General features: G+C 72.0%; 22 protein-coding genes. 9 read left to right on the top strand and 13 right to left on the bottom strand.

What is annotated here, in order from left to right:
- Positions 1-133: 133 nt before the first annotated feature.
- Positions 134-1135 carry an SIS domain-containing protein gene (locus ABZ459_RS15165; RefSeq protein ID WP_357970644.1) on the bottom strand — a complete coding sequence of 334 codons (1002 nt, stop codon included), beginning with the start codon at positions 1133-1135 and terminating at the stop codon, positions 134-136.
- A gap of 285 nt (positions 1136-1420) precedes the next feature.
- Here ABZ459_RS15165 and ABZ459_RS15160 point away from each other — a divergent pair, with 285 nt between their 5' ends.
- From ABZ459_RS15160 to ABZ459_RS15145, 4 genes are read left to right on the top strand one after another with little or no spacing between them, the layout of a single operon-like run.
- The gene (locus ABZ459_RS15160) at positions 1421-2743 is read left to right on the top strand and encodes an extracellular solute-binding protein (protein ID WP_357970641.1); all 1323 of its coding nucleotides are present in this window, start codon (positions 1421-1423) and stop codon (positions 2741-2743) included.
- 28 nt (positions 2744-2771) lie between these two features.
- A complete protein-coding gene (locus tag ABZ459_RS15155; protein ID WP_357970638.1) occupies positions 2772-3659 on the top strand; it encodes a sugar ABC transporter permease in 888 nt (295 codons plus the stop codon).
- On the top strand, positions 3653-4489 hold the full coding sequence (locus tag ABZ459_RS15150; protein WP_352349562.1) for a carbohydrate ABC transporter permease: 837 nt from the start codon (positions 3653-3655) through the stop codon (positions 4487-4489). Before ABZ459_RS15155 ends, ABZ459_RS15150 begins: the two co-directional genes overlap by 7 nt.
- A gap of 5 nt (positions 4490-4494) precedes the next feature.
- Positions 4495-5337, top strand: coding sequence for a TIM barrel protein (locus ABZ459_RS15145; RefSeq protein ID WP_357970635.1), 843 nt, complete (start codon positions 4495-4497; stop codon positions 5335-5337).
- Here ABZ459_RS15145 and ABZ459_RS15140 read toward each other — a convergent pair.
- The 3 genes from ABZ459_RS15140 to ABZ459_RS15130 form a co-directional block, all read right to left on the bottom strand.
- Positions 5332-6453: a hypothetical protein gene (locus tag ABZ459_RS15140; protein WP_357970632.1), complete on the bottom strand. Its 1122-nt coding sequence runs from the start codon at positions 6451-6453 to the stop codon at positions 5332-5334. The two genes, ABZ459_RS15145 and ABZ459_RS15140, sit on opposite strands and share 6 nt — an antisense overlap.
- Entirely contained in the window at positions 6450-6959 is a 510-nt protein-coding gene (locus ABZ459_RS15135) for a SigE family RNA polymerase sigma factor (RefSeq protein WP_357970630.1), read from the bottom strand. The genes ABZ459_RS15140 and ABZ459_RS15135 overlap by 4 nt, the downstream gene beginning before the upstream one ends.
- An 80-nt stretch (positions 6960-7039) precedes the next feature.
- Positions 7040-8074 (bottom strand): DUF418 domain-containing protein, encoded by a 1035-nt coding sequence (locus ABZ459_RS15130; RefSeq protein WP_357970627.1) that lies wholly within the window; start codon positions 8072-8074, stop codon positions 7040-7042.
- Between the two features lie 118 nt (positions 8075-8192).
- Here ABZ459_RS15130 and ABZ459_RS15125 point away from each other — a divergent pair, with 118 nt between their 5' ends.
- Both ABZ459_RS15125 and ABZ459_RS15120 read left to right on the top strand, forming a co-directional pair.
- Positions 8193-9341, top strand: coding sequence for a sensor histidine kinase (locus tag ABZ459_RS15125; RefSeq protein ID WP_357970624.1), 1149 nt, complete (start codon positions 8193-8195; stop codon positions 9339-9341).
- Positions 9338-9985, top strand: a complete 648-nt coding sequence (locus tag ABZ459_RS15120) for a response regulator transcription factor (RefSeq protein WP_357970621.1) — start codon at positions 9338-9340, stop codon at positions 9983-9985. Before ABZ459_RS15125 ends, ABZ459_RS15120 begins: the two co-directional genes overlap by 4 nt.
- A 21-nt stretch (positions 9986-10006) precedes the next feature.
- Here the strand turns inward: ABZ459_RS15120 and ABZ459_RS15115 are convergent, their stop codons facing one another.
- From ABZ459_RS15115 to ABZ459_RS15075, 9 genes are all read right to left on the bottom strand, one after another.
- Positions 10007-10417, bottom strand: coding sequence for an Rrf2 family transcriptional regulator (locus ABZ459_RS15115; RefSeq protein WP_357970619.1), 411 nt, complete (start codon positions 10415-10417; stop codon positions 10007-10009).
- 13 nt (positions 10418-10430) lie between these two features.
- Positions 10431-11294 carry an ABC transporter permease gene (locus tag ABZ459_RS15110; protein ID WP_357970616.1) on the bottom strand — a complete coding sequence of 288 codons (864 nt, stop codon included), beginning with the start codon at positions 11292-11294 and terminating at the stop codon, positions 10431-10433.
- Positions 11291-12097 (bottom strand): ABC transporter ATP-binding protein, encoded by an 807-nt coding sequence (locus ABZ459_RS15105; RefSeq protein WP_357970614.1) that lies wholly within the window; start codon positions 12095-12097, stop codon positions 11291-11293. The genes ABZ459_RS15110 and ABZ459_RS15105 overlap by 4 nt, the downstream gene beginning before the upstream one ends.
- Before the next feature lie 12 nt (positions 12098-12109).
- Positions 12110-13174 carry an ABC transporter substrate-binding protein gene (locus tag ABZ459_RS15100; RefSeq protein WP_357970613.1) on the bottom strand — a complete coding sequence of 355 codons (1065 nt, stop codon included), beginning with the start codon at positions 13172-13174 and terminating at the stop codon, positions 12110-12112.
- Positions 13175-13257: 83 nt separating this feature from the next.
- Positions 13258-13722 (bottom strand): GNAT family N-acetyltransferase, encoded by a 465-nt coding sequence (locus ABZ459_RS15095; protein ID WP_357970610.1) that lies wholly within the window; start codon positions 13720-13722, stop codon positions 13258-13260.
- Complete coding sequence (locus ABZ459_RS15090) at positions 13719-14702, bottom strand: ABC transporter substrate-binding protein (RefSeq protein ID WP_357970607.1); 984 nt, start codon at positions 14700-14702, stop codon at positions 13719-13721. The genes ABZ459_RS15095 and ABZ459_RS15090 overlap by 4 nt, the downstream gene beginning before the upstream one ends.
- Positions 14703-14717: 15 nt before the next feature.
- Positions 14718-15473 (bottom strand): amino acid ABC transporter ATP-binding protein, encoded by a 756-nt coding sequence (locus tag ABZ459_RS15085; protein ID WP_357970605.1) that lies wholly within the window; start codon positions 15471-15473, stop codon positions 14718-14720.
- On the bottom strand, positions 15470-16342 hold the full coding sequence (locus ABZ459_RS15080) for an amino acid ABC transporter permease (protein ID WP_357970603.1): 873 nt from the start codon (positions 16340-16342) through the stop codon (positions 15470-15472). The genes ABZ459_RS15085 and ABZ459_RS15080 overlap by 4 nt, the downstream gene beginning before the upstream one ends.
- The gene (locus ABZ459_RS15075; RefSeq protein WP_357970600.1) at positions 16329-17483 is read right to left on the bottom strand and encodes an LLM class flavin-dependent oxidoreductase; all 1155 of its coding nucleotides are present in this window, start codon (positions 17481-17483) and stop codon (positions 16329-16331) included. Before ABZ459_RS15075 ends, ABZ459_RS15080 begins: the two co-directional genes overlap by 14 nt.
- A 120-nt stretch (positions 17484-17603) precedes the next feature.
- Between ABZ459_RS15075 and ABZ459_RS15070 the strand changes: the two genes are divergently transcribed.
- From ABZ459_RS15070 to ABZ459_RS15060, 3 genes are all read left to right on the top strand, one after another.
- Complete coding sequence (locus ABZ459_RS15070) at positions 17604-18500, top strand: TauD/TfdA family dioxygenase (protein WP_357970597.1); 897 nt, start codon at positions 17604-17606, stop codon at positions 18498-18500.
- A 129-nt stretch (positions 18501-18629) separates the two neighbouring features.
- Positions 18630-18764: a hypothetical protein gene (locus ABZ459_RS15065; protein ID WP_352330037.1), complete on the top strand. Its 135-nt coding sequence runs from the start codon at positions 18630-18632 to the stop codon at positions 18762-18764.
- Positions 18764-19861 carry a putative sulfate exporter family transporter gene (locus ABZ459_RS15060; RefSeq protein WP_357970594.1) on the top strand — a complete coding sequence of 366 codons (1098 nt, stop codon included), beginning with the start codon at positions 18764-18766 and terminating at the stop codon, positions 19859-19861. Before ABZ459_RS15065 ends, ABZ459_RS15060 begins: the two co-directional genes overlap by 1 nt.
- Positions 19862-19896: the final 35 nt, after the last annotated feature.

The following is a 19896-nucleotide window of genomic DNA, read 5'->3' as shown; positions in this document are numbered from 1 at the left end:
GGGCAGGAGCAGCTTGTGGTCATTGAGCTCGCGCAGGCCGCGCAGCAGCGACGAGCCGGCCGCCGCGCCGGTGTGCGAGGCGCCGAGCACTCCCGCCCCGGCGGGCGGGAGCGGGAGCGGAGGTGGCGGCGGCCTAGTAGTCCATGACCCGGTAGTAGCGGCGCAGGTCGAGCGAGTGGTCGCGGACGCGTTCCAGGTGCTTGCTGACCCGGCCCAGCACCGTGTCGAGCACGAGCGGCGCGAGCAGGCCGCGGAACTCGGGGCTGATGCCGTCGAGCGGGTAGTCGCGGGTGTCGAAGACGGTGACGTCCTTGGAGATGCGCCGGGCGAAGGCTTCGGCGCGGTCGGTGAGCGGGCGCGTCTCGTCCTCACCCTGGAAGATCAGCACGCTCGTGTCCTCCTCCAGCAGCTCCAGCGAGCCGTGGAAGAACTCGGCGCTGTGCACCCTGGTGGTGCGCAGCCACTGCATCTCCTCAAGGATGCACATCGAGTACAGGTAGGTGAATCCCCACAGGTTCCCGCCGCCGATGAGGAAGTGGTAGTCGGTGTCCTTGTGGGCCTCGGCGAACGCGGCGGCCACCGGCTCGGCCTGCCGGGCCACCTCCAGCAGCACGCCGGGCAGCCCGGCCAGCTCGTCGGCCAGCTTCTCGTAGCCCTCGAACTCGCCGCGGCGGGACAGCAGGCGGCCCATGAACAGCAACATCTGCTGGTCGAACGGCCACGCCTTCGGCTCCGAGACCAGCACGGCGTCCACGGCCTTGGCGATAGGCGAGTCGGGGTAGCCGGTGAAACCGACCGTGTACGCGCCCCTGTCCTTGACGTACTCGATCGCGCGCAGGCTGTCCTCGGTGGTGCCGGAGACCGAGGTGAAGATCGCGACCGTGCGCTCGCCGAGCCGGGCGTCGCCCGAGACGACCAGCTCGGCCGCGATCGCGGCGCGCACGTCGAGCGTCGAGGTGCGCCTGGCCAGGTGCTCGTAGGGCCACATCTGGGCGTACGTGCCGCCGGCGCCGACGAGCAGGAGGGTGTCGAACCCCTGGTCCACGAGCCGATCGACGAGCTCCTCGATCTGGGGGCGCAGGGCCACGGTGCTGGCCAGCTGCGACAGGAATTCCGGCTCGTTGAATCCGAGCATCTTCGCGTCCTTTCGGGAAAGCTTGCGGGCCGGCGCCGCCCAGCGGCCTGATACCGGTATCACGCGGAGGTCACGCTGACACAGGATCCGGCCATGCGTCAACACCCCACCTGCGAGAACCTGGTACGGCCTGCTGTTTAACCGCCGAAAAAGCCCGTAGGAAGCCGCCCGGAAAGAAAATCTTGCTTTGTGGTCTGGTACCGGTATCAGTTCATCTGTACAGTCAGCCAACACCCCCACCGCGGACCGGCAGGTCCCCCTCTCCCTCCGAGAGAAAGGAAGCCCATGCGCCCTCGCGCAATGACGTCGTTCGCGGCGCTCCTCGGGACGCTCGCCCTGGCCGGCTGTTCCGGCGGCGGCGACGGAGCGGCCAAGGCCCCCGCCGCCGACCTGTCCGCCACGCCCGACTTCTCCGGCACGCTGAGCATCCTCACCAAGTTCGCCGGCGACCCGCTGCAGCCGTACTTCGAGGACCTGGCCGCGGCGTACCAGAAGCAGCACCCGGGCGTGAAGGTCGAGCTCATCCAGGAGACCGACCAGAGCATCAAGGACAAGACCAAGACGCTGACCGCCTCCGACGCGCTGCCCGACGTCTTCTTCACCTGGAGCGGCAACTGGGCGGAGAACTTCGTCCGCGGCGGCCGGGCCGCCGACCTGAGCAAGGTGATCGGCCCGGACACCGAGTGGGGCAGGACGTTCAGCCCCGGCTCGCTGTCGGCCTTCGCCTACGACGGCAAGTACTACGGCATCCCGCTGTACGGCAACGGCAAGTTCATGGGCTACAACAAGACCGCCTTCGACAAGGCCGGCGTCAAGGTGCCCGGCACGTTCGAGGAGCTGGTCGGGAGCTGCGCGGCGCTGCGCAAGGCGGGCTACGAGCCGATCGCCTTCGGCAACAAGGACGGCTGGCCCGCCCTGCACTACCTCCAGCAGCTCTTCGCCTACGACGTGCCGGCCGACGTCCTGCAGGCCGACTTCAGCCCGAAGACGGCCAAGCTCGACCACCCGGGCTACGTGACCGCGCTCAACCGGTTCAAGACCCTGGTCGACACCTGCACCGACACCGGCAAGGGCACCAACGGCGTGCTCTACAGCTCGGCGCAGCAGGCCTTCCACGACGGCAAGGCGGCCATGTACTACCAGGAGGTCCTGGAGTTCGACAACGCCACCGACAAGAACGGCCTCAAGCCGGACGACTTCGGCATCTTCCAGCTCCCGGTCCCCCAGAACGCGGCCGGCGACCCCAAGACCATCGAGGGCGCACCCGAGGGCTACCTGATCAACGCCAGGTCGCCGCGGGCCGCGCTGGCCGTCGACTTCATGAAGTTCGTGACCTCCACGCAGAACGCCAAGACCCTGTCGGCGCCCCCGTACGGGCAGCCCAGCACGGTCGTCGGCGCGGTCAGCCCCGAGACCTCCAGCAAGGCCGTCTACGAGGGCATGGAGCAGGTCAACAAGGCGCCGCGGCTGGCCGCGTGGCTCGACACCGTCACCGTGCCCGAGGTCGCCGACGCCTGGCTGGCCGGCGGCGAGGCGCTGATCAGCGGCGGCTCGGCCCCCGACAAGGTGCTGGCGAGCGTCCGCGAGGCGTCGGAGTCGGCGAAGTAGGCCGGGCGGCCGGAGGGAGAGCATGCCGGTGCGTGCCATACGTCAACGGGCACTCGGCCTGGCGTGGGTGGCTCCCGCGCTCGCGCTGGTCGTGGTGTTCGTCTACCTGCCGCTGGTGCAGAACTTCCAGTTCAGCACCCTCAAATGGGACATCTACAGCGGCACCCAGGAGTACGTCGGGCTCGACAACTACCGCAAGCTGATCGACGACCCGGTCTTCTGGTCCTCGCTGGGCAACAACGTCCTGTACGCGGTGGTCTCGATCGTCTTCCAGGTGTTCGGCGCGCTGCTGCTGGCCGCGCTGATCGAGGGCGTGCGCAGTGAGCGGTGGCAGCGCGGCCTGCGGGCGGTGTACTTCATCCCGTCAGCGATCTCGATGACCGTCGCCGGCCTGCTCTTCTACTTCATCTACGAGCCCAACCTGGGCCCGCTCAACCACCTGCTCAGGGCGATCGGCCTGGACGGCCTGGCCCAGGCGTGGCTGGGCCAGGAGAGCACCGCCATGTCGGCGATCATCGCGATGAGCCAGTGGCAGGGCTTCGGCTACTCGACGCTGCTGTTCGCGGTCGCGATCCAGCGCATCCCGCGCGAGATCTACGGCGCCGCCGCCATCGACGGCACCGGCCCGGTCCGGCGGTTCTTCCACGTGACCGTGCCGCTCGTGCGTGAGATGACCGGGCTGATGATGATGGTCACCGTCTCGGGCGCCTTCCAGGTGTTCAACGAGGTCATGGTGATGACCAGCGGCGGCCCCGACAACTCCAGCCAGGTCCTGGGCACCTGGCTCTACCGCAGCGGCTTCGTGCGCAACAACTTCGGCTACGCCGCCGCCATCGCGACGGTGATCTTCGTCATCACGCTCGGCATCGCCGTGGGACAGATGTGGGTCACCCGTAAGAGAAGGGTGGAATGGTGAGTCGCCGCGGCTTTCTCGGCGTGATCGCGCGCGTGTTCCTCTGGGCGTTCCTGCTCTGCCTCGCGGTGGTCGTGCTCTATCCCCTGCTGTGGATGGTGCTCAACGGGTTCAAGTCCAACAGCGAGCTGTTCGGCAACCCGTTCGCGCTGCCGTCGAGCTGGAGCTTCGAGAGCTACCAGAAGGCGTGGAACCGGGGGGTGAGCGACTACCTGACGACGAGCGTGCTGGTCACGCTCACCTCCACGGTCGCCACCGTGTTCGTCAGCGCGTGGGCGGCCTACGGGCTGACCCGGGTGAACATCCCGTTCAACCGGTTCGTCACGATGGGCATCCTGGGCGGGCTCATGCTCGCGCCGACCGTGGCGCTCGTGCCGCTGGTCAAGATGTTCCAGGCCATGGGGTTGTACAACAGCTTCTGGGCGCTGCTGATCCTCTACACCGCGTTCCGGATCCCGTTCACGACGTTCCTCATCCGGGCGTACATGATCGACCTGCCACGCGAGGTGGACGAGGCCGCCGAGATGGACGGGTGCGGCCGCTGGACCGCGTTCTGGCGGATCATCCTGCCGATGTGCAAGCCGATCCTCACCTCGACCGTGCTGCTGCACATCCTGTTCGCCTGGAACGAGTACCTGTTCGCGATGGTCTTCACCAGCGGCGCCGGGGTGCAGACGCTGCCGGTCGGCCTGACCAGCCTGATGAGCAAGCACGGCACGGACTTCCCCGTCGTCTTCGCCGGAATGGTGATCGCGGCGCTGCCCGTGGTGCTGCTGTTCTTCCTCGGCCAGCGCTACATCGTCAAGGGCCTCGCCGACGGGGTCGGGAAGTGAGCCAGATGTCCTTGTCACTGCGCCAGATCACCGGTTCGAACTTCGCCTACCAGCACCTGCCCCTCGACCGTTTCCTCGACGACGCCGCCGCGCTCGGGCGCGAGCACCTGGAATTGTGGGGCGTCGCGCCGCAGCTGCACGTGCCGTGGCTGAGCGACGCCGAGGCGCGGGCGATCCGCCGGCGCGCCGCCCGGCGGGGGCTCACCGTCCGCTGCCTGACGCCCGAGCAGGTGGCCTACCCCGTCAACCTGGCCTCGCCGGACAGCCGGCTGCGGGCCGGGAGCGTGGCGATGTTCCGGCGGGCCGCCGAACTGGCCGCCGAGCTGGGGGCCGAGCTGCTGCTGCTGACCCCGGGCCGGGGCTTCGAGGACGAGCCGGTCGCCGGCGCCTGGCGGCGCTCGGCCGACGCGATCGGCGAGATCTGCGCGTACGCCGGGACGCTCGGCGTGTCGTGCGTGCTGGAGGCGTTGCAGCGGGTGGAGTCCAACCTGGTCAACGACGCGCCCACGCTGGCCCGCATGATCGACGAGGTGGGCGCCCCGAACCTGGGCGCGGTGCTGGACACCGTGGCCATGGCGGCGGCCGGGGAGAGCGTGGACGACTACTTCGACGCCCTCGGCGACCGGGTCAGGCACGTGCACCTGATCGACGGCTCCCCCACCGGGCACCTGGCCTGGGGGGACGGCGAGCTGCCGCTCGCGGACTACCTGGCGGCGCTGGACCGCAGGGGCTATCGGGGAGCGATGACGTTCGAGCTGTTCGGGGCCGGGGACTACGCCTTCGACCCGCGTCCCGTGGTGGAGCGCTGCCTGGCCTCCGTACGGGCAGCGCTCCCGGGAGCCTCATAGCCCGCCGGCGGCTCCGGGCATGGCCAGCTCTCCCTTGAAGCGGCCGGGATACCTGGTCACCAGCCTGGTCCTGCCGGTGCGGACGTCCACCGCATAGGCCCGGGTCTCCTTCCCGGCCACGACGGCGAGCGTGACCTCCGACGGGCTCTGCCAGATCGTGGCGTCGTCGATGCCCGCCCCCTTCGGCAGGCCCTTCACGGTGACCTTCCGCAGGGCGCGGCCTGTCTTGGTGTCGAGCACGGTGAGCCTGCGGGTGATGTACTCCGGCTGGGCCCTCTTGCCGGGCGGGAACTCGAAGGCGACCACCGTGCGGCCGTCCGGGGCGAGCTCGCTGAACATGATGAAGACGCCGTCGAAGCGCACCGGCCTGCCGCCGCTGGTGACCGGCATGAACAGCAGGTCGGTCTTGCGGTAGCGGACCAGCTCGGCGACGCCGTCCTTGATGGCGACCGGCTCGTACACGCCGGGGACGGACACCGTCCTGCCGGTCCGCACGTCGATCAGCAGGCCGGGGTTCTTGCTGCCCTCGCGCGGGTCGAACGCCAGATGGCGGCCGTCGTCGGAGACCACCAGCATGGAGCCCATGCCGAGGCGTCCCTCCTCGACCTTCGCGGCGGAGACCGTCTCCGCGCCGGTCACCATGTCCCGGACGACGTGCGCCCCCGCGTCCTTGTCGTAGTAGGCGAACATGCGCCCGTCGCGGCTGACGGCGACCGGCACGCGGTCGTTCCGGGCGGTCGTCCCGAGCGCCTGGGGCACCCGGTACGTTCTGCCGTCGCCGGTGACCACCCGCCATTCGCCGTCCAGGCACCCGGGCTGCGCGCTCTTGCCCTTGGGAGGCAGGCAGCTCTGCCTGTAGGCGTGGCTGAGCGTCCCCACCTTCCCCGCGGGCAGCACGGGCACGGCCGCGGCCTGCGGGGCGGCGGACTGCGCCCGCCGTGGCCCGGCCACCAGCACGGTCGCCGTCACCCCGGCCAGCACCGCGATCGTCGCGGCGGCCGCCAGCGTCGCCGAGGCCCGGCGTCTGCGCCGGTACCCCGCCACCGCCAGGTCGGCCAGGTTCACCGGGGGTGCCTCCTCGGCGATGCCGTTCAGTGCGTCACGCAGTCTGGTCATCGGGCCGCCTCCTGAGCGGTTCGCGAGTCCACGAGGTCGGGGGCCAGCGCGCGCAGGCGCGCCAGCGCGTGATGGGTCTGGCTCTTCACCGTGCCGACCGCGCAGCCGAGCGCGTCGGCGGTCTGGGCCTCGGTGAGGTCCTCCCAGAAGCGCAGGACGATCACCGCGCGCTGCTTGCGCGTCAGCCTGTCCAGCGCCTGGCGCAGCACGATCCGGTCGAGCGCGTCATCGTCGTAGGTGACCGCGCGCTCGGGCGGGTCGGCGCTGGGCAGCTCGGGGTTCGGCCGGCGCCGCCACGAGATGTACTGGTTGACCAGCGCCTTACGCGTGTACGCCTCCGGATTGCCGTCCCGCGCCAGCTTGTGCCAGTGCTTGACGACCTTGACCAGCACGCTCTGGAGCAGATCCTCGGCCAGGTGAGGGTCGCCCACGAGCAGGTAGGCGGTCCGCATCAACGCCTGTTGCCGGGCGATGACGAACTCGCGGAAGCCGTCATGAGCGTCCAATATGTGATCTCCCTTCGCCCGTTCCCAACGCGGCCGGCCGGGCGGAGGGTTGCAGGTTCGTCCCAGAATTCCCTACGGCCTCACCGGGCCCGCTGGGCCGGACGGCGGCCCCAGGTGGCCCAGCGCCACAACCATTCCAGCGGGCCGAAGCGGTACCGGCGCAGCCAGAGGGTGGACCACACCCACTGCAGAGCCAGGATGACGGCGGCGATCCCCACGATCGTGCTCAGCGTCCAGCTCTCCGGCGGGCCGCCGGCCACCTTGCCGAGGAGCAGGACCAGGGCGGTGGCGCTCAGGTAGTTGGTCAGCGCCATGCGGCCGAGCGGGGCGAAGACGGCCCGCAACACCGGGCGCAGCGGGGTCCTGAGCAGGACGAGCAGGACGCACACGTACAGACCGGCCATGAGCAGCCCGGACGTGGCCATCGACAGGGGGACGGCCGTGGTTCCCGCCTGCCACGCGAGTGCCGGGACGGTGGCCACGGCGAAGCCCAGCGCCAGCAGCGCCGGGACGCGGGTGGAGCTCTCGATCCGGTCGATCACGCCGTACCTGGTGAGGGCCGAGCCCAGCAGGAACAGGCCGGGCACCAGCATCGTGCCGCCCCCGAAGGCGACCAGCGCCGCGACGACGAGCACGGGGGCGAGCCCGGCCACGGCCCAGCGCGGCAACCATGTCGAGGGCAGCAGCACCACCAGGCCGACGACCGCGTAGACGGTCAGGATGTCGCCGCGCCACAGCAGGAACATGTGGGCCAGGCCCATGCAGGCCAGCAGGAGGAGCCTGCGCAGCAGCAACGCCCGCGGGTGGGGCACGCGGGCGGCGGCGGAGTCGAGCAGCAGCGAGAAGCCGACGCCGAACAGCAGCGAGAAGATCGGGAAGAAGCGCTGCTCGACGAGCAGGCCGAGCCAGCGGGCGGTGTCGTCGAGCGTCGCCGGCTGCGCGGTGACCGGGTCGGTGCCGACGTGCGAGATCGGCTGGACGTTGGCGAGCAGGATCCCGCACAGGGCGAACCCGCGCACGACGTCGAGCGCGATGATGCGCGACCGCCCGGGGGCGGCGGGCGGGGTCTTGTCCTGGGGCAGGGCGCGGGCGGGCCGCGGGTCGTCATAGGGCATGAAGCCTCATCCTGCGGCGGGCGGCGGGGCGCGGGGAGGGTCGAAAGCAGGGTTCGGGCCGGGGCGACCGTACTTTCGGCCGGTGTGCCGGGCGGGCCCGCCTCCCTAGCCTGGGTGAGTGAACGTGCGGAACCGGCCGGAGCTCGCCTGGCCCGGCGGGCGGCGGGCCGCGGCCGTGACGGCGCAGGCCGCGCTGGCGGTGGCGGCCGTCGCCGTGCTGGTCTTCTGGGCCGGCCTGATCGCCGGCAGCTGGGGCGGCGGCTACTGGGTGTTCGACTGCGCGGCGGGGGCGGCGGTGTGCGCGCTGGCCCTGGCGCGCCGCCTGGCCCCGATGTGGACGGCCGTGGGCGGGCTGGCGGTGGCGGCCGTGGCCGTCCTGGTCGCCGCGTGGGCCGGGCTGCCGAACGAGCCCGGACCGGCCATGGCGCTGGGCCTGTCCGTGCTGGTCGGGTCGGCGGTCAGGACGCTTCCCGCATGGCCGGCCTGCGCCGTCGCGGCCGGTGGGCTCGCGGTCGCCGCCGCGAGCGTGCCCGGCGCGCACAGCGGGGCCGTGGTCGGGCTCAACCTGGCCGGCTGGCTGGCCGCCCTGGGCGTCGGCGGCGGCCTGCGGCTGCTGGCGGCGAGCAGCCTGTCGGCCGCCGAGCGCGTCCGTCACGACGAGCGCCGCAGGCTCGCCAGGGAGCTGCACGACGTGGCGGCCCACCACCTGACCGGCATCGTCCTGCAGGCCCAGGCGGCCCGGCTGCTGGCCCGCAGGGGGTCAGGCCCGCTGGAGGAGTCACTGGAGGACATCGAGGACGCCGGCGCCGGAGCCCTGGCCGCGCTGCGCCGCGTCGTGGGCCTGCTGCGCGAGGCCGCCGACGACGTGCCAGGCCCGCCCGGCCGGCTCACCGACCTGGTCGGCGGCTTCGACGGCCCGCCCGTGACCCTGCGCGTCCCCGGTGAGGCGGAGAGCTGGCCGCCTGAGGTGACCAGCACCGTCTACCGGATCGTCCAGGAGTCGCTGACGAACGTCGCCCGCCACGCGACCCGCGCCCGCGCGGTCACCGTCGAGATCACGGGGCGGGACGGCGCGGTCGTGGTCGAGGTCGCCGACGACGCGCCGCCCGCGCCGCCGTCCCGGAGCCGCGGCGGCTACGGCCTGATCGGCATGCGCGAACGCGTCGAGGCCCTCGACGGCACCCTGCGCGCGGGCCCCCGGCCGGAGGGCGGCTGGTCGGTCCACGCCACCCTGCCACTGACGGGGCCACCAAGGAGGCGGCGTTGACGATCGGCGTGCTGCTGGCCGACGACCAGGCGATGGTCCGCCGGGGCCTGCGGCTGATCCTGGAGGACCAGCCCGACATCCGCGTGGTGGCCGAGGCCCGGGACGGCGCGGAGGCCGTGGAGCTGGCCCGGCGGGTACGCCCCGACGTCTGCCTGGTGGACATCCTCATGCCCGGCATGGACGGCATCGCGGTCACCCGCGCCCTGGCCGGCGCCGACGTGCCCGACCCGCTGCCGGTGGTCGTGGTCACCACCTTCGACCTGGACGAGTACGTCTACGACGCGCTGCGCTGCGGCGCGGCCGGGTTCGTGCTGAAGGACGCCGGCCCGGCCCTGCTCGCCGAGGCCGTACGGGCGGCCAGCACCGGGGACGCCCTGATCTCGCCGTCGATCACGCCGCGCCTGCTGGCCGGCCTGGCCAGGCGGGCGCCGCGCGCGACGGGAGCGGTGCGCCCGCTGTCGGAGCGGGAGACCGACGTGGTGCGCGCCGTGGCCGCCGGACGCACCAACCAGGAGATCGCCGCCGCCCTGCACATCTCGCTGAGCACCGTGAAGGGCCACATCTCGGCCGTCCTGGACAAGCTGGGCGTGCGCAACCGGGTCGAGATCATCGCGTGGGCCTGGGAGAACGGGGTGGCGGGCTAGCCACGGGCCGGGGGACGTCCCTCAGCGCGACTCGTCGCCCAGCCGCACGCTCGCGCGGGCGATGTCGGCCAGCGTGATGTCGGCCAGCATCATCTCCTCGTGGTCGCGCAGCGCGCTCCACACCTCGGCGAGCGGGCTGGCCACACCGGGATAACCGCCGTGGTCGCCGCCCTCGGAGACGCCTTCGACGATCAGCACGATGTCGGCGAGGGTGATCTCGCCGGCGGGCCTGGCCAGCCAGTAGCCGCCGTCGGGGCCGCGCTGGCTGTGCAGCAGGCCCGCCCGGCGCAGCTGCAGCAGGATGTTGTCGAGGAACTTGCGGGGGATGCCCTGGGCCGTGGCGATCTTCTCGGCGGGCATGGGGCCCGGCGGCGCCGCGGCCAGCTCGGCCGCGGCGCGCAGGGCGTACTGGGTTCTGGCGGAGATCCGCATGGCCGTCTACTGCTCAGGTGCTCACCTGGTGCAGGCCCCAGCGGCGGCGCAGCGCGCCGTCCGCCAGGCCGAAGACGCGGTCCACCACGATGCCGATGACCAGAATGACGATCATGGTGGCGAGCAGGCCGGGCGAGTCGGCCAGCTCGCGGGCGTAGTGGAGCTGCTCGCCCAGCGAGGCCTGGTTGGCGATGATGACCAGCAGCTCACCGGCCATCAATGAGCGCCAGGCGAACGCCCAGCCCTGCTTGAGCCCGGCCAGGAACGACGGCAGCGAGGCCGGCAGGATGACGTGCCGGTAGAGCGCGATCCGGCGGAAGCCGAGCATGTGCCCGGCGCGCAGCAGGATCGGCGGCGTGTAGTCCACCCCGGTGATCAGGCCGTTGGCGATGGACGGCGCCGCGCCCAGCACCACCACGAACAGGATCGCGCTCTCCGACAGCCCGAACAGCAGGATGGCCAGCGGGAACCAGGCGATGGACGGCATCGTCTGGAGCCCGGTGATCAGCGAGCCCGTGGCGCGGCGCAGCGGCCCGATCCGCGAGACCAGCGCGCCGACGACCAGCCCGACGGCGATCGCCAGGGCGAACCCGGTGACCGCGCGGCGCATGGTGACCGCCAGCGCGGTGTAGAACTCGGGGTCGCCGAGCCGGTGCCCGAGCTCGGCGAGCGTGGTGACCGGCCCGGCGAAGACGTACTCGGGCCACCAGCCCGCCCACACCACGGCCTGCCAGACGGCCAGCACGATGAGCACGGCCGTGGCGATCGGCCACAACCCCGCCCACAGCCGGGAGGCCAGGCCGGCGCGGTGGCCGGTGCCCAGCTCCAGCGCGTCGAGCCCGGCCAGCTGCTGGGCGTGGGTGTCCGTCGTCGTCATGCGGGCTCCTCCTGACGGGCGTGGCGCAGGACCTCCTGGCGGAGGCGGCCGGTGATCTCCCCCGCCAGCTCGGCCACCTCCCCCGAGTCGGTACGGCGGGGCCGCGGCAGCGCGACGGGGAAGTCCTCGACCACCCGCCCCGGCCGGCTGGACAGCAGCACGACCCGGTCGCCGAGCCGGACGGCCTCGCGCACGTTGTGGGTGACGAACAGGACCGACAGGGCGCGTTCCCGCCAGATGCGTTCGAGCTCGTCGTGCAGCAGGTCGCGGGTCATGGCGTCCAGGGCGCCGAAGGGCTCGTCCATCAGCAGCACGTCGGCGTCCTGGGCGAGCGCCCTGGCCAGGGCGACGCGCTGGCGCATGCCGCCGGACAGCTCGTGCGGCCGTTTCCTGCCGAACCCGCCCAGGTGGACGATGTCGAGGAACTCGGCGGCCCGGTCCCGGCGTTCCCTCTTGCTCACGCCCTTGGCGCGCAGCGCCATCTCGACGTTGGCCGAGACGGTCAGCCAGGGGAACAGCGCGGGTTCCTGGAACATGAGCGCGACGCGGGCGTCGTCCACGTCGATCCGGCCGGCCGTGGGCCGGTCGAGCCCGGCGACCAGCGACAGCAGCGTGCTCTTGCCGCAGCCGGACGCGCCGAGCAGGCAGACGAACTCGCCGGGCGCCACCGACAGCGAGACCTGGTCGAGGGCTTGCAGGGCCGTCCGGCCCTGACCGTAGAGCTTGGAGACGGCCTCCAGCCGGATCGCGGGGCTCTGCCCGTCGACCCGGCCGGTGACCTGCTCCGTGAGCGGAGCGGACATCGCGTGCGCCTCCTACTTGTCGGAGATGGCCTGCTGGCCCTTGGCGGCGAGGACCTCGTTGAGGACCTTGAGGTCGTAGATGCCGTTCAGGTCGACCGGGTCGAGGAGGCCGACCTTGGTCGCGTGCTCGGCGCTGCCCACCAGCGACGAGGCGATCGGGTCGTTGGTGAAGGTGATGTTCTTGAACGCGCTGTCCAGCACCTCGGGCTTGAGCGCCTTGCCGGTCAGCTTCTGCAGGGCGGCGTTGGCGGTCTGCGCGGCGCCGGCCGGGTCCTTCGCGATGACGTCGTTGGCCTCGACGTGCGCCTCGATCAGCTTCTTGAGCAGGTCGGGGTGCTCCTTGGCCCACTCCTGGCGGACGATGAGGTGGGTGATCACGAACTGCTTGTCCGGCCACAGGTCGCGCTCGTCGACCAGCACCTTGCCGCCGCTCTCCTTGATCAGGCGGCTGGCGAACGGCTCGGGCACCCAGGCGCCGTCGATGTCGCCGGTGGCGAAGGTCTGGATGGTCTGGGAGTTCTCCTGGGGCACGATCGAGACCTCGCCGCCGCCCTTGGTGTCGGTCTTGATGCCCTTCTCGGTCAGCCAGTAGCGCAGCGCGACGTCCTGGGTGTTGCCGAGCTGCGGGGTGGCGATCTTCTTGCCCTTGAGGTCCTCCACCGTGTTGATCCCGGGCTTGACCACGAGGAACACGCCGCCGGACGCCGCGCCGGCGACGATCTTGATGGCCTGGCCCTTCGACTTCGACCAGGCGTTGATGGCCGGGTTGGGGCCGACGTAGGTGGCGTCGATGGCGCCGGAGAACACGGCCTCGATCGCCGCCGGGCCGGCGTTGAACGTGCTGGTCTTCGGCGCGGTGCCGAGGTGCTTGGCGTAGATGCCCTTCTCCACGCCGACCAGGGCGGTGGCGTGGGTGATGTTGGGGAAGAAGCCCAGACGCACCTGCGTGGCGCCGGCTCCCCCGCTCTTCGCGCCGCTGTCCGCAGGGCTGCCGCTGCCCCCACAGGCGGCCGCCATGGTCGTGAGCGCCAGGGCGGCCAGGGTGGCCACCGTTACGCGAACCCTGCGAGCGTTCATCTCTTCTCCCTATTTCCCACTTATTTAGTGGCTTTAGAGTGTTTATAGGAGGAAGGGAGGGCGCTCGTCAATCCCACGCTGGGTCACAGACTCTTCACGAAAGGCAGCGGGCCGCGTGCCGGGCGGTCGTCCGGGTCGAAGCGCGGGGTGTAGCCGCCGGCCAGGTACAGGGCGACGGCCTCGGGCTGGCGGGGGCCGGTGGTCAGGTGGATGCGCAGGTAGCCGCGGCGGGCGGCCTCGCGTTCCAGCTCCCGTACGACCACCGCGCCCAGGCCGCGCCTGCGGTGGCCGGGATGCGTCCACACCCGCTTCAGCTCGGCCGTGTCGGCGTCGTAGCGGCGGAACGCCCCGCCCGCCACGGTCTCGCCGCCCACCACCAGGACGAGGAAGGCCCCGTCCGGCGGCGTGAACTCCTCGGCCGGGTACCGGTTCAGCTCGTCGTTGGCGCCGTACCGGCTGGTGTACTCCAGCGCGAGGTCCGCCAGCAGCGGCCGGACGGCGGGATCGTCCGGCGCGACCAGGCGGACCTCGAAGGCGGGCGCGCTCAACCGCTCTGCCTCGGCAGGCCCGGCGGGTTGACCCTGGACTCGGGGACCGCCTCGTTGCCCAGCCCCCACCGGTCGAGCACCTGCCGGTACGTCCCGTTCCCGATCACCGTGGCCAGCGCGTCGTGCACCGGCCCCACCAGGCCGTTGCCCTTCTTCGTCATCGCCGCGATGAGGCCCTGCAGGCCCGGCCCGGCGCCCGAGGCGGTGCCCACGATCCTGGAGCCGCCGCTGACCGCGACGTTGTAGGCGATGGTCGGGTTCGGGCCGAAGTACGCCTGCACACGCCCCGACTTCAGGGCGAGCAGCACGTCGCCGTACTTCTGGTAGTAGAGGATCTCGACCGGTTTCAGGCCGGCCCTGCGGTTCCGGGCGTCCCAGTCGAGCAGGATCTTCTCCTGGTTGGTGCCCGAGCCGACCGAGACCCGCAGCCCGGCCACGTCGGCCGGCCCGGAGATCCTCCTGATCGGGCTGGAGCCGGGAACCTGCCAGCCGAGCTGGTCGATCCGGTACGTCGCGAAGTCGTAGACGTCCTTGCGCTCCTCGGTGACGGTGACGTTGTTGAACACGGCCTCGTACTTGCCGGACCTGGCCCCCAGGAACAGGTTCTCCCAGGAGGAGCTCTCCGGCTCCAGCTCCAGGCCGAGCACGTCCGCCACGAGCTGGGCGAGGTCGGTCTCCACGCCGATCAGCGTGACGTCGTCACTGGCCGGGAAGACCAGCGGCGGCGAGCTCTGGACGCTGAAGCCGACGGTGAGCCGGCCGTCCCGCGCGATCTCGGCGGGCACCCGGGCGGCGATGCTCGCCACCTTGCCGGTGCGCACCCGCTTCTGGTCGGGGCCGGTGTCGATGGCGCGGCCGGCGACCGCGCCGTCGGCACCGGCCCCCTCGCCGGCTCTATGGACGAGCGCGGGTTCTGCCGCGCAGGCGGTGACGGTGGCGGACAGGATCAGCAGGAGTGCGGGCACGGCGGTGAGACGCATGGGGGTTCCTTGTGATCAGAGGACCTTGCCGAGGAAAGCGCGGGTGCGCTCGTGGCGCGGGGCGTCGAGGACCTGCGCGGCCGGGCCGCGCTCGACGATGCGGCCCTCGTCCATGAACACGACGGTGTCGGCCACCTCCCGGGCGAAGCCGATCTCGTGCGTGACGACGATCATGGTCGTGCCGCTGCGGGCCAGGTCCTTCATGACCTCCAAGACCTCGCCGACGAGCTCCGGGTCGAGGGCGGAGGTGGGCTCGTCGAACAGCACCACCTTGGGCTCCAGGGCCAGCGCCCTGGCGATGGCGACGCGCTGCTGCTGGCCGCCGGAGAGCGTGCGCGGGTAGGCCGCGGCCTTGCCGGCCAGCCCGACCCGGTCGAGCAGGCGGGCGGTCAGCGCGGCCACCTCGGCGGGCGGCCGGCGCTGGGCCGACAGCGGGGCCTCGGCGATGTTCTGGCTGACGGTGAGGTGCGGGAAGAGGTTGAAGTTCTGGAAGACGAAGCCGATGCTGGTGCGCTGGCGGAGGATCTCGCGCTCGGGCAGCTCGTACAGGTGGTCGCCGGCGCGCCGGTAGCCCAGCAGCTCGCCGTCGACCGTGACCGTCCCGCGTTCCACCTTCTCCAGGTGGTTGATCACGCGGAGCAGGGTGGACTTGCCCGAGCCGGACGGCCCGAGCACCACCGCCACCTCGCCCTGACGTACGCGCAGGTCGATGCCCTTGAGCACGTGCAGCGCGCCGAAGCTCTTGTGCACGCCGGCCAGTTCCACCATCATGAGCGGCCCCTGCCGTAGTGGCGCTCCAGGAAGTGCTGGCCGACCGAGAGCGTGGTCGTCAGGACGAGGTACCAGACGGTCGCGACCAGCAGCAGCGCCATCACCCTGCCGTTACGGTTGTAGATCACCTGCACCTGGTAGAACAGCTCGGGCAGGGCCATGATGTAGACCACCGAGGTGCCCTTGACCAGGCTGACGATCTCGTTGCCGGCGTTCGGCACGATCGTCCGCATGGCCTGCGGCAGGATGATCCGGAAGAACCGGCGGGCCCTCGGCACGCCCAGCGCCGCCGCGGCCAGGCGCTGCCCCGGATCGACCGACAGCAGGCCGCCGCGGACGATCTCGGCGGCGTAGGCCGCCTGGTGCAGCGCGAGCCCGAGCGCGGCGGCGGTGACCGGCCCGATCAGGTCCATCGTGCCGACGTCGAAGAAGTCGGGCCCGAACGGCACCCCGAACGACAACCTCGGGTACAGCAGCGCCAGGTTGTACCAGAACAGCAGTTGCAGGATCAGCGGCACCGAGCGGAACAGCCACACGTACCCCCAGGCCACCGAGGCCAGCAGCCGGTTGGCCGACAGGCGCATGAGGGCGAGCAGGGTGCCGAGCGCGAACCCGAGCCCGATGCCCAGCCCGGTCAGCTCCAGCGTGAGCAGCACCGAGCGCAGGACCGAGGGCGCGAACAGGTACGTGCCGACGACGTCCCACTCCCAGGCGGGGTTGGTGACCAGGGCGTTGGCCGCCATCGCCAGCAGCACCAGCACGGCGAGCGCGGCCACCGTCCGGGACGGGCGGCGGGCGGTCACGACCTTCGGCGCGGGCTCCTCCCGCCCGGCGGCGGGCACGGCCTCGGCCGTGTCATGCAACGCCATGGCCCGCACGCACGTCGTCGTCACGGCCCTGACGCGCGGCCCCCTCGCGGGCGGCGTCGGCGCGGGCGGCGTCGCGCCGGGCCACTTCCGCGCGGACGAGCGGGATGACGTGCCGGCCGAAGTCGACGGCGTCGTCCAGGATCGCGTAGCCGCGCGCCGAGAGGATCTCCACGCCCAGGTCGTAGTAGTCGAGCAGGGCCCGCGCCACCGTCTCCGGGGTGCCGACCAGGGCGGTGGAGTTGCCGGCGGCGCCGGTGGCCGCCGCGGTGGGCGTCCACAGGGCGCGGTCGTGCCGCTCTCCCCTGGCGGCCACCTCCAGCAGCCGCAGCGACCCGGCGTTCTGCGGCGGGCCCCCGGGACGCCGCCGCGGGTTCGCCCCGGCCTGCCGCAGCTCGCCCAGGATCCGGTGCGCCTTCTCCCAGGCCAGCTCCTCGGTGGGCGCGATGATCGGCCGGAAGGCCACCTGGATGCGCGGCACGTCGGCCCGTCCGGCCGCGCGGGCCGCCTCCCTGACCGAGGCGATCTGCTGCGCGGTCTCGGCCAGCGGCTCGCCCCACAGGCAGTAGACGTCGGCCTCGGCCCCGCCGGCCGCGTACGCCGCGGGCGACGAGCCGCCGAAGGAGACCTGGGGCCGCGGCCGCTGGACCGGGAAGACGTCGGAGACGAAGTCCCGGAAGGAGTAGTGGGCGCCCTCGTGGTCGAACGGCTCCCTGGAGGTCCACCCCTTCTTGACGATCCGGATGTACTCCCTGGTCCTGGCGTACCGCTCGTCCTTGGTCAGGACGTCGCCCTCCCTGCCCTGCTCGTGGTCGTTGCCGCCGGTGATGAAGTGCACGGTCAGGCGGCCGTCGCTGATCTGGTCGAGCGTGGCGAAGGTCTTGAGCGCGTACGTCGGGTACGACACGTTCGGCCGGTGGGCCAGCAGGATCCCCAGGCCCTCGACCCGGCCGGCGACGTACGCGGCCACCTGGGCCGGGTCGGGCGAGCCGGAGCCGTAGGCGAACAGCACCCGGTCCCAGCCGTGCTCCTGGTGGGCCCGCGCGAGCCGGAGCGTGTACTGCTTGTCGAAGGAGGGGCCCGAGCGGGGCGAGGTCTCCGAGCCGTCGTTGGTGCCACCGATACCGAGGAACTCCACAGGCATGTCGCGGCCTTTCTGGCGTCGTGAACGCCTTTCACCCCAGCACGGCGATCTTATTCCGTCAAGCCCTACCAATTTAGTTGGTTTTTATTTACGGTGGAGGCGTACGGAAGGAAGGACACCATGCCATCCCTGACCATCACCCCCGTCGCCGGCCGTATAGGAGCCGAGATCACCGGTGTGCGGCTCGCGCCCGACCTGCACCCCGACGTCGTGGCCGAGCTCCGCCAGGCCCTTCTCACCCACAAAGTGATCTTCCTGCGCGGTCAGGAGCACCTCGACGAGCAGAGCCAGGTCGGCTTCGCCCGGCTGCTCGGCGAGCCGACCGCCGCCCACCCCACCGTGCCCGCGCTGCACGGCAACGCCCACATCCTGGACCTCGACTACAGCAACGGCCACAAGGTCGACCGCTGGCACACCGACGTGACCTTCGTGGACCGGCCGCCGCTGGCCTCGGTGCTGCGCGCGGTCATCGTGCCGGAGGCGGGCGGCGACACGTTGTGGGCCAACACCGTCAGCGCGTACGAGAACCTGCCCGCCGAGCTGCGCGACCTGCTCGACCGGCTGCGGGCCGTGCACACCAACCAGTACGACTACGTCCGCACGGCCACGATCGACGAGCGCGCCCGCGAGCACGCCGAGGTGTTCGCCTCCACCCTGTTCGAGACCGAGCACCCGGTCGTGCGCGTGCACCCGGAGACCGGCGAGCGCTCGATCCTGCTCGGCGACTTCGCCAAGCGGCTGAGCGGCCTGTCGGGACACACCTCCGGCTCGATCATCCGGCTGGTCCAGGAGCACGTCACCGAGGTGGAGAACACCGTCCGCTGGCGCTGGTCGCCCGGTGACGTGGCGATCTGGGACAACCGGGCCACCCAGCACCGCGTGGTGCACGACTTCGGCGACCGCCCCCGCCGCCTGCACCGGGTCACGATCGCCGGGGACGTGCCGGTCGGCGTGGACGGCCGGCCCAGCACCGCGCTGAGCGGTGACGCCGCGACCTACTCACCGATCGCCGCCTGACCCTCCCCGGGGCTGCCCCGGCCACGAACGTCGCCGTGGCCGGGGCCTCGCGGATCGGCCGAAGCCAGTGCGGGCGGGGTTGGCTGGGCCCCGCCCGCACCTCCCATCCCCCACCTGAAAGGCACGCCCATGAGCACCGGCGAATCCCCCACCGGACGCGAGAGCCGCGTCGCGATCAACGAGGACTGGGCCGCCACGGCCGTCGGCCTGGTCCTGCTCGTCCTCGTCCTCACCGGCGTCATCCCCGTCGGGCTGGTGCCCTGATGAGCGCCGCGACCGTCACCGCCGACCGCGCGACCTGGCGAGGGGCGGCGCTCGGCGTCCTGGTCGTCCTCGTGCTGGCCGCCGCGACCCGGTTCCTGGAGAAGGGCGTGCCCGGCTGGTTCCCTGACTCCGGGCTCGCCAAGGCCGTCGAGTTCCCGGTCTACGCGATCGCCCTCGGGCTGCTCGGCAACGCGCTGCTCACCGCGACCGGGCTGCGGGAGCGGCTGGCCGGCGGGTTCCGCACCGAGTTCTTCATCAAGACCGGGCTGGTGCTGCTCGGCGCCTCCATCAACCTCAAGGTGATCGTGACCGCCGCCGGGCCGGCCGTGCTCCAGGCGATCGTGCTGATCAGCACGGTGTTCCTGTTCACGTGGTGGCTCGGCGGGCGGCTCGGGCTCGACGACCGGCTGCGCGCGCTGCTGTCGTCGGCCGTGTCGATCTGCGGGGTCAGCGCGGCCATCGCGGCGGCGGGGGCCGTCCAGGCCAGGAAGGAGCAGCTCGCCTACAGCGCGAGCCTGGTGATCGCGTTCGCGCTGCCGTCGATCTTCGTCCTGCCCGCCCTGGCCTCGGCGTTCGGGCTCCCGCCCGAGGTCGCGGGGGCCTGGATCGGCGGCAACATCGACACCACCGCCGCCGTCACCGCCGCCGGCACGATCGCGGGCGAGGACGCCCTGGCCATCGCCACGATCGTCAAGGTCACTCAGAACGCGCTCATCGGTGTCGTCGTGGTCGCGCTGACCGCCTGGTTCGCCTTCCGGGTCGAGCGGCGGCCGGACGCGGAGCGGCCGGGGGCGGCGGAGCTCTGGCGGCGCTTCCCGAAGTTCGTGCTCGGGTTCGTCGCCGCGTCGGTGATCGCCACCTGGTGGCTCACGACGGTCCCCGCGGGCCAGGGCAAGGCGGTCGTCGGGGTCGCCAACGACCTGCGGACCTGGTTCCTGATCCTGGCGTTCGTCAGCATCGGGCTGGAGTTCCGGGTGGCGGCGCTGCGTGCGGCCGGGTGGCGGCCGGTCGCCGTGTTCGCCGCCGCGACGGTGGTGAACGTGGTCGTCGCCCTGGCCCTGGCCCTGGCCCTGTTCTCCGGCTTCACGACCGGCTGAGTGCCCCGCCCTCGGGGGGCGGGGCCGGAGCTCCG

The organism is Nonomuraea sp. NPDC005692, assembly GCF_040631115.1.
GTDB lineage: Bacteria > Actinomycetota > Actinomycetes > Streptosporangiales > Streptosporangiaceae > Nonomuraea.
The sequence above is the reverse complement of the archived record's forward strand: the minus strand, read 5'-3'. Positions and strand labels throughout refer to the sequence as shown.

Bases quoted from the DNA above. Each gene is read 5' to 3' on its own strand.
- ABZ459_RS15115 (WP_357970619.1), bottom strand. From the start codon at position 10,417: ATGCGGATCTCCGCCAGAACCCAGTACGCCCTGCGCGCCGCGGCCGAG.
- ABZ459_RS15105 (WP_357970614.1), bottom strand. From the start codon at position 12,097: ATGTCCGCTCCGCTCACGGAGCAGGTCACCGGCCGGGTCGACGGGCAG.
- ABZ459_RS15075 (WP_357970600.1), bottom strand. From the start codon at position 17,483: ATGCCTGTGGAGTTCCTCGGTATCGGTGGCACCAACGACGGCTCGGAG.
- ABZ459_RS15080 (WP_357970603.1), bottom strand. From the start codon at position 16,342: ATGGCGTTGCATGACACGGCCGAGGCCGTGCCCGCCGCCGGGCGGGAG.
- ABZ459_RS15150 (WP_352349562.1), top strand. From the start codon at position 3,653: ATGGTGAGTCGCCGCGGCTTTCTCGGCGTGATCGCGCGCGTGTTCCTC.
- ABZ459_RS15090 (WP_357970607.1), bottom strand. From the start codon at position 14,702: ATGCGTCTCACCGCCGTGCCCGCACTCCTGCTGATCCTGTCCGCCACC.
- ABZ459_RS15165 (WP_357970644.1), bottom strand. From the start codon at position 1,135: ATGCTCGGATTCAACGAGCCGGAATTCCTGTCGCAGCTGGCCAGCACC.
- ABZ459_RS15130 (WP_357970627.1), bottom strand. From the start codon at position 8,074: ATGCCCTATGACGACCCGCGGCCCGCCCGCGCCCTGCCCCAGGACAAG.
- ABZ459_RS15065 (WP_352330037.1), top strand. From the start codon at position 18,630: ATGAGCACCGGCGAATCCCCCACCGGACGCGAGAGCCGCGTCGCGATC.
- ABZ459_RS15140 (WP_357970632.1), bottom strand. From the start codon at position 6,453: ATGACCAGACTGCGTGACGCACTGAACGGCATCGCCGAGGAGGCACCC.
- ABZ459_RS15100 (WP_357970613.1), bottom strand. From the start codon at position 13,174: ATGAACGCTCGCAGGGTTCGCGTAACGGTGGCCACCCTGGCCGCCCTG.
- ABZ459_RS15060 (WP_357970594.1), top strand. From the start codon at position 18,764: ATGAGCGCCGCGACCGTCACCGCCGACCGCGCGACCTGGCGAGGGGCG.
- ABZ459_RS15110 (WP_357970616.1), bottom strand. From the start codon at position 11,294: ATGACGACGACGGACACCCACGCCCAGCAGCTGGCCGGGCTCGACGCG.
- ABZ459_RS15085 (WP_357970605.1), bottom strand. From the start codon at position 15,473: ATGATGGTGGAACTGGCCGGCGTGCACAAGAGCTTCGGCGCGCTGCAC.
- ABZ459_RS15160 (WP_357970641.1), top strand. From the start codon at position 1,421: ATGCGCCCTCGCGCAATGACGTCGTTCGCGGCGCTCCTCGGGACGCTC.
- ABZ459_RS15145 (WP_357970635.1), top strand. From the start codon at position 4,495: ATGTCCTTGTCACTGCGCCAGATCACCGGTTCGAACTTCGCCTACCAG.
- ABZ459_RS15070 (WP_357970597.1), top strand. From the start codon at position 17,604: ATGCCATCCCTGACCATCACCCCCGTCGCCGGCCGTATAGGAGCCGAG.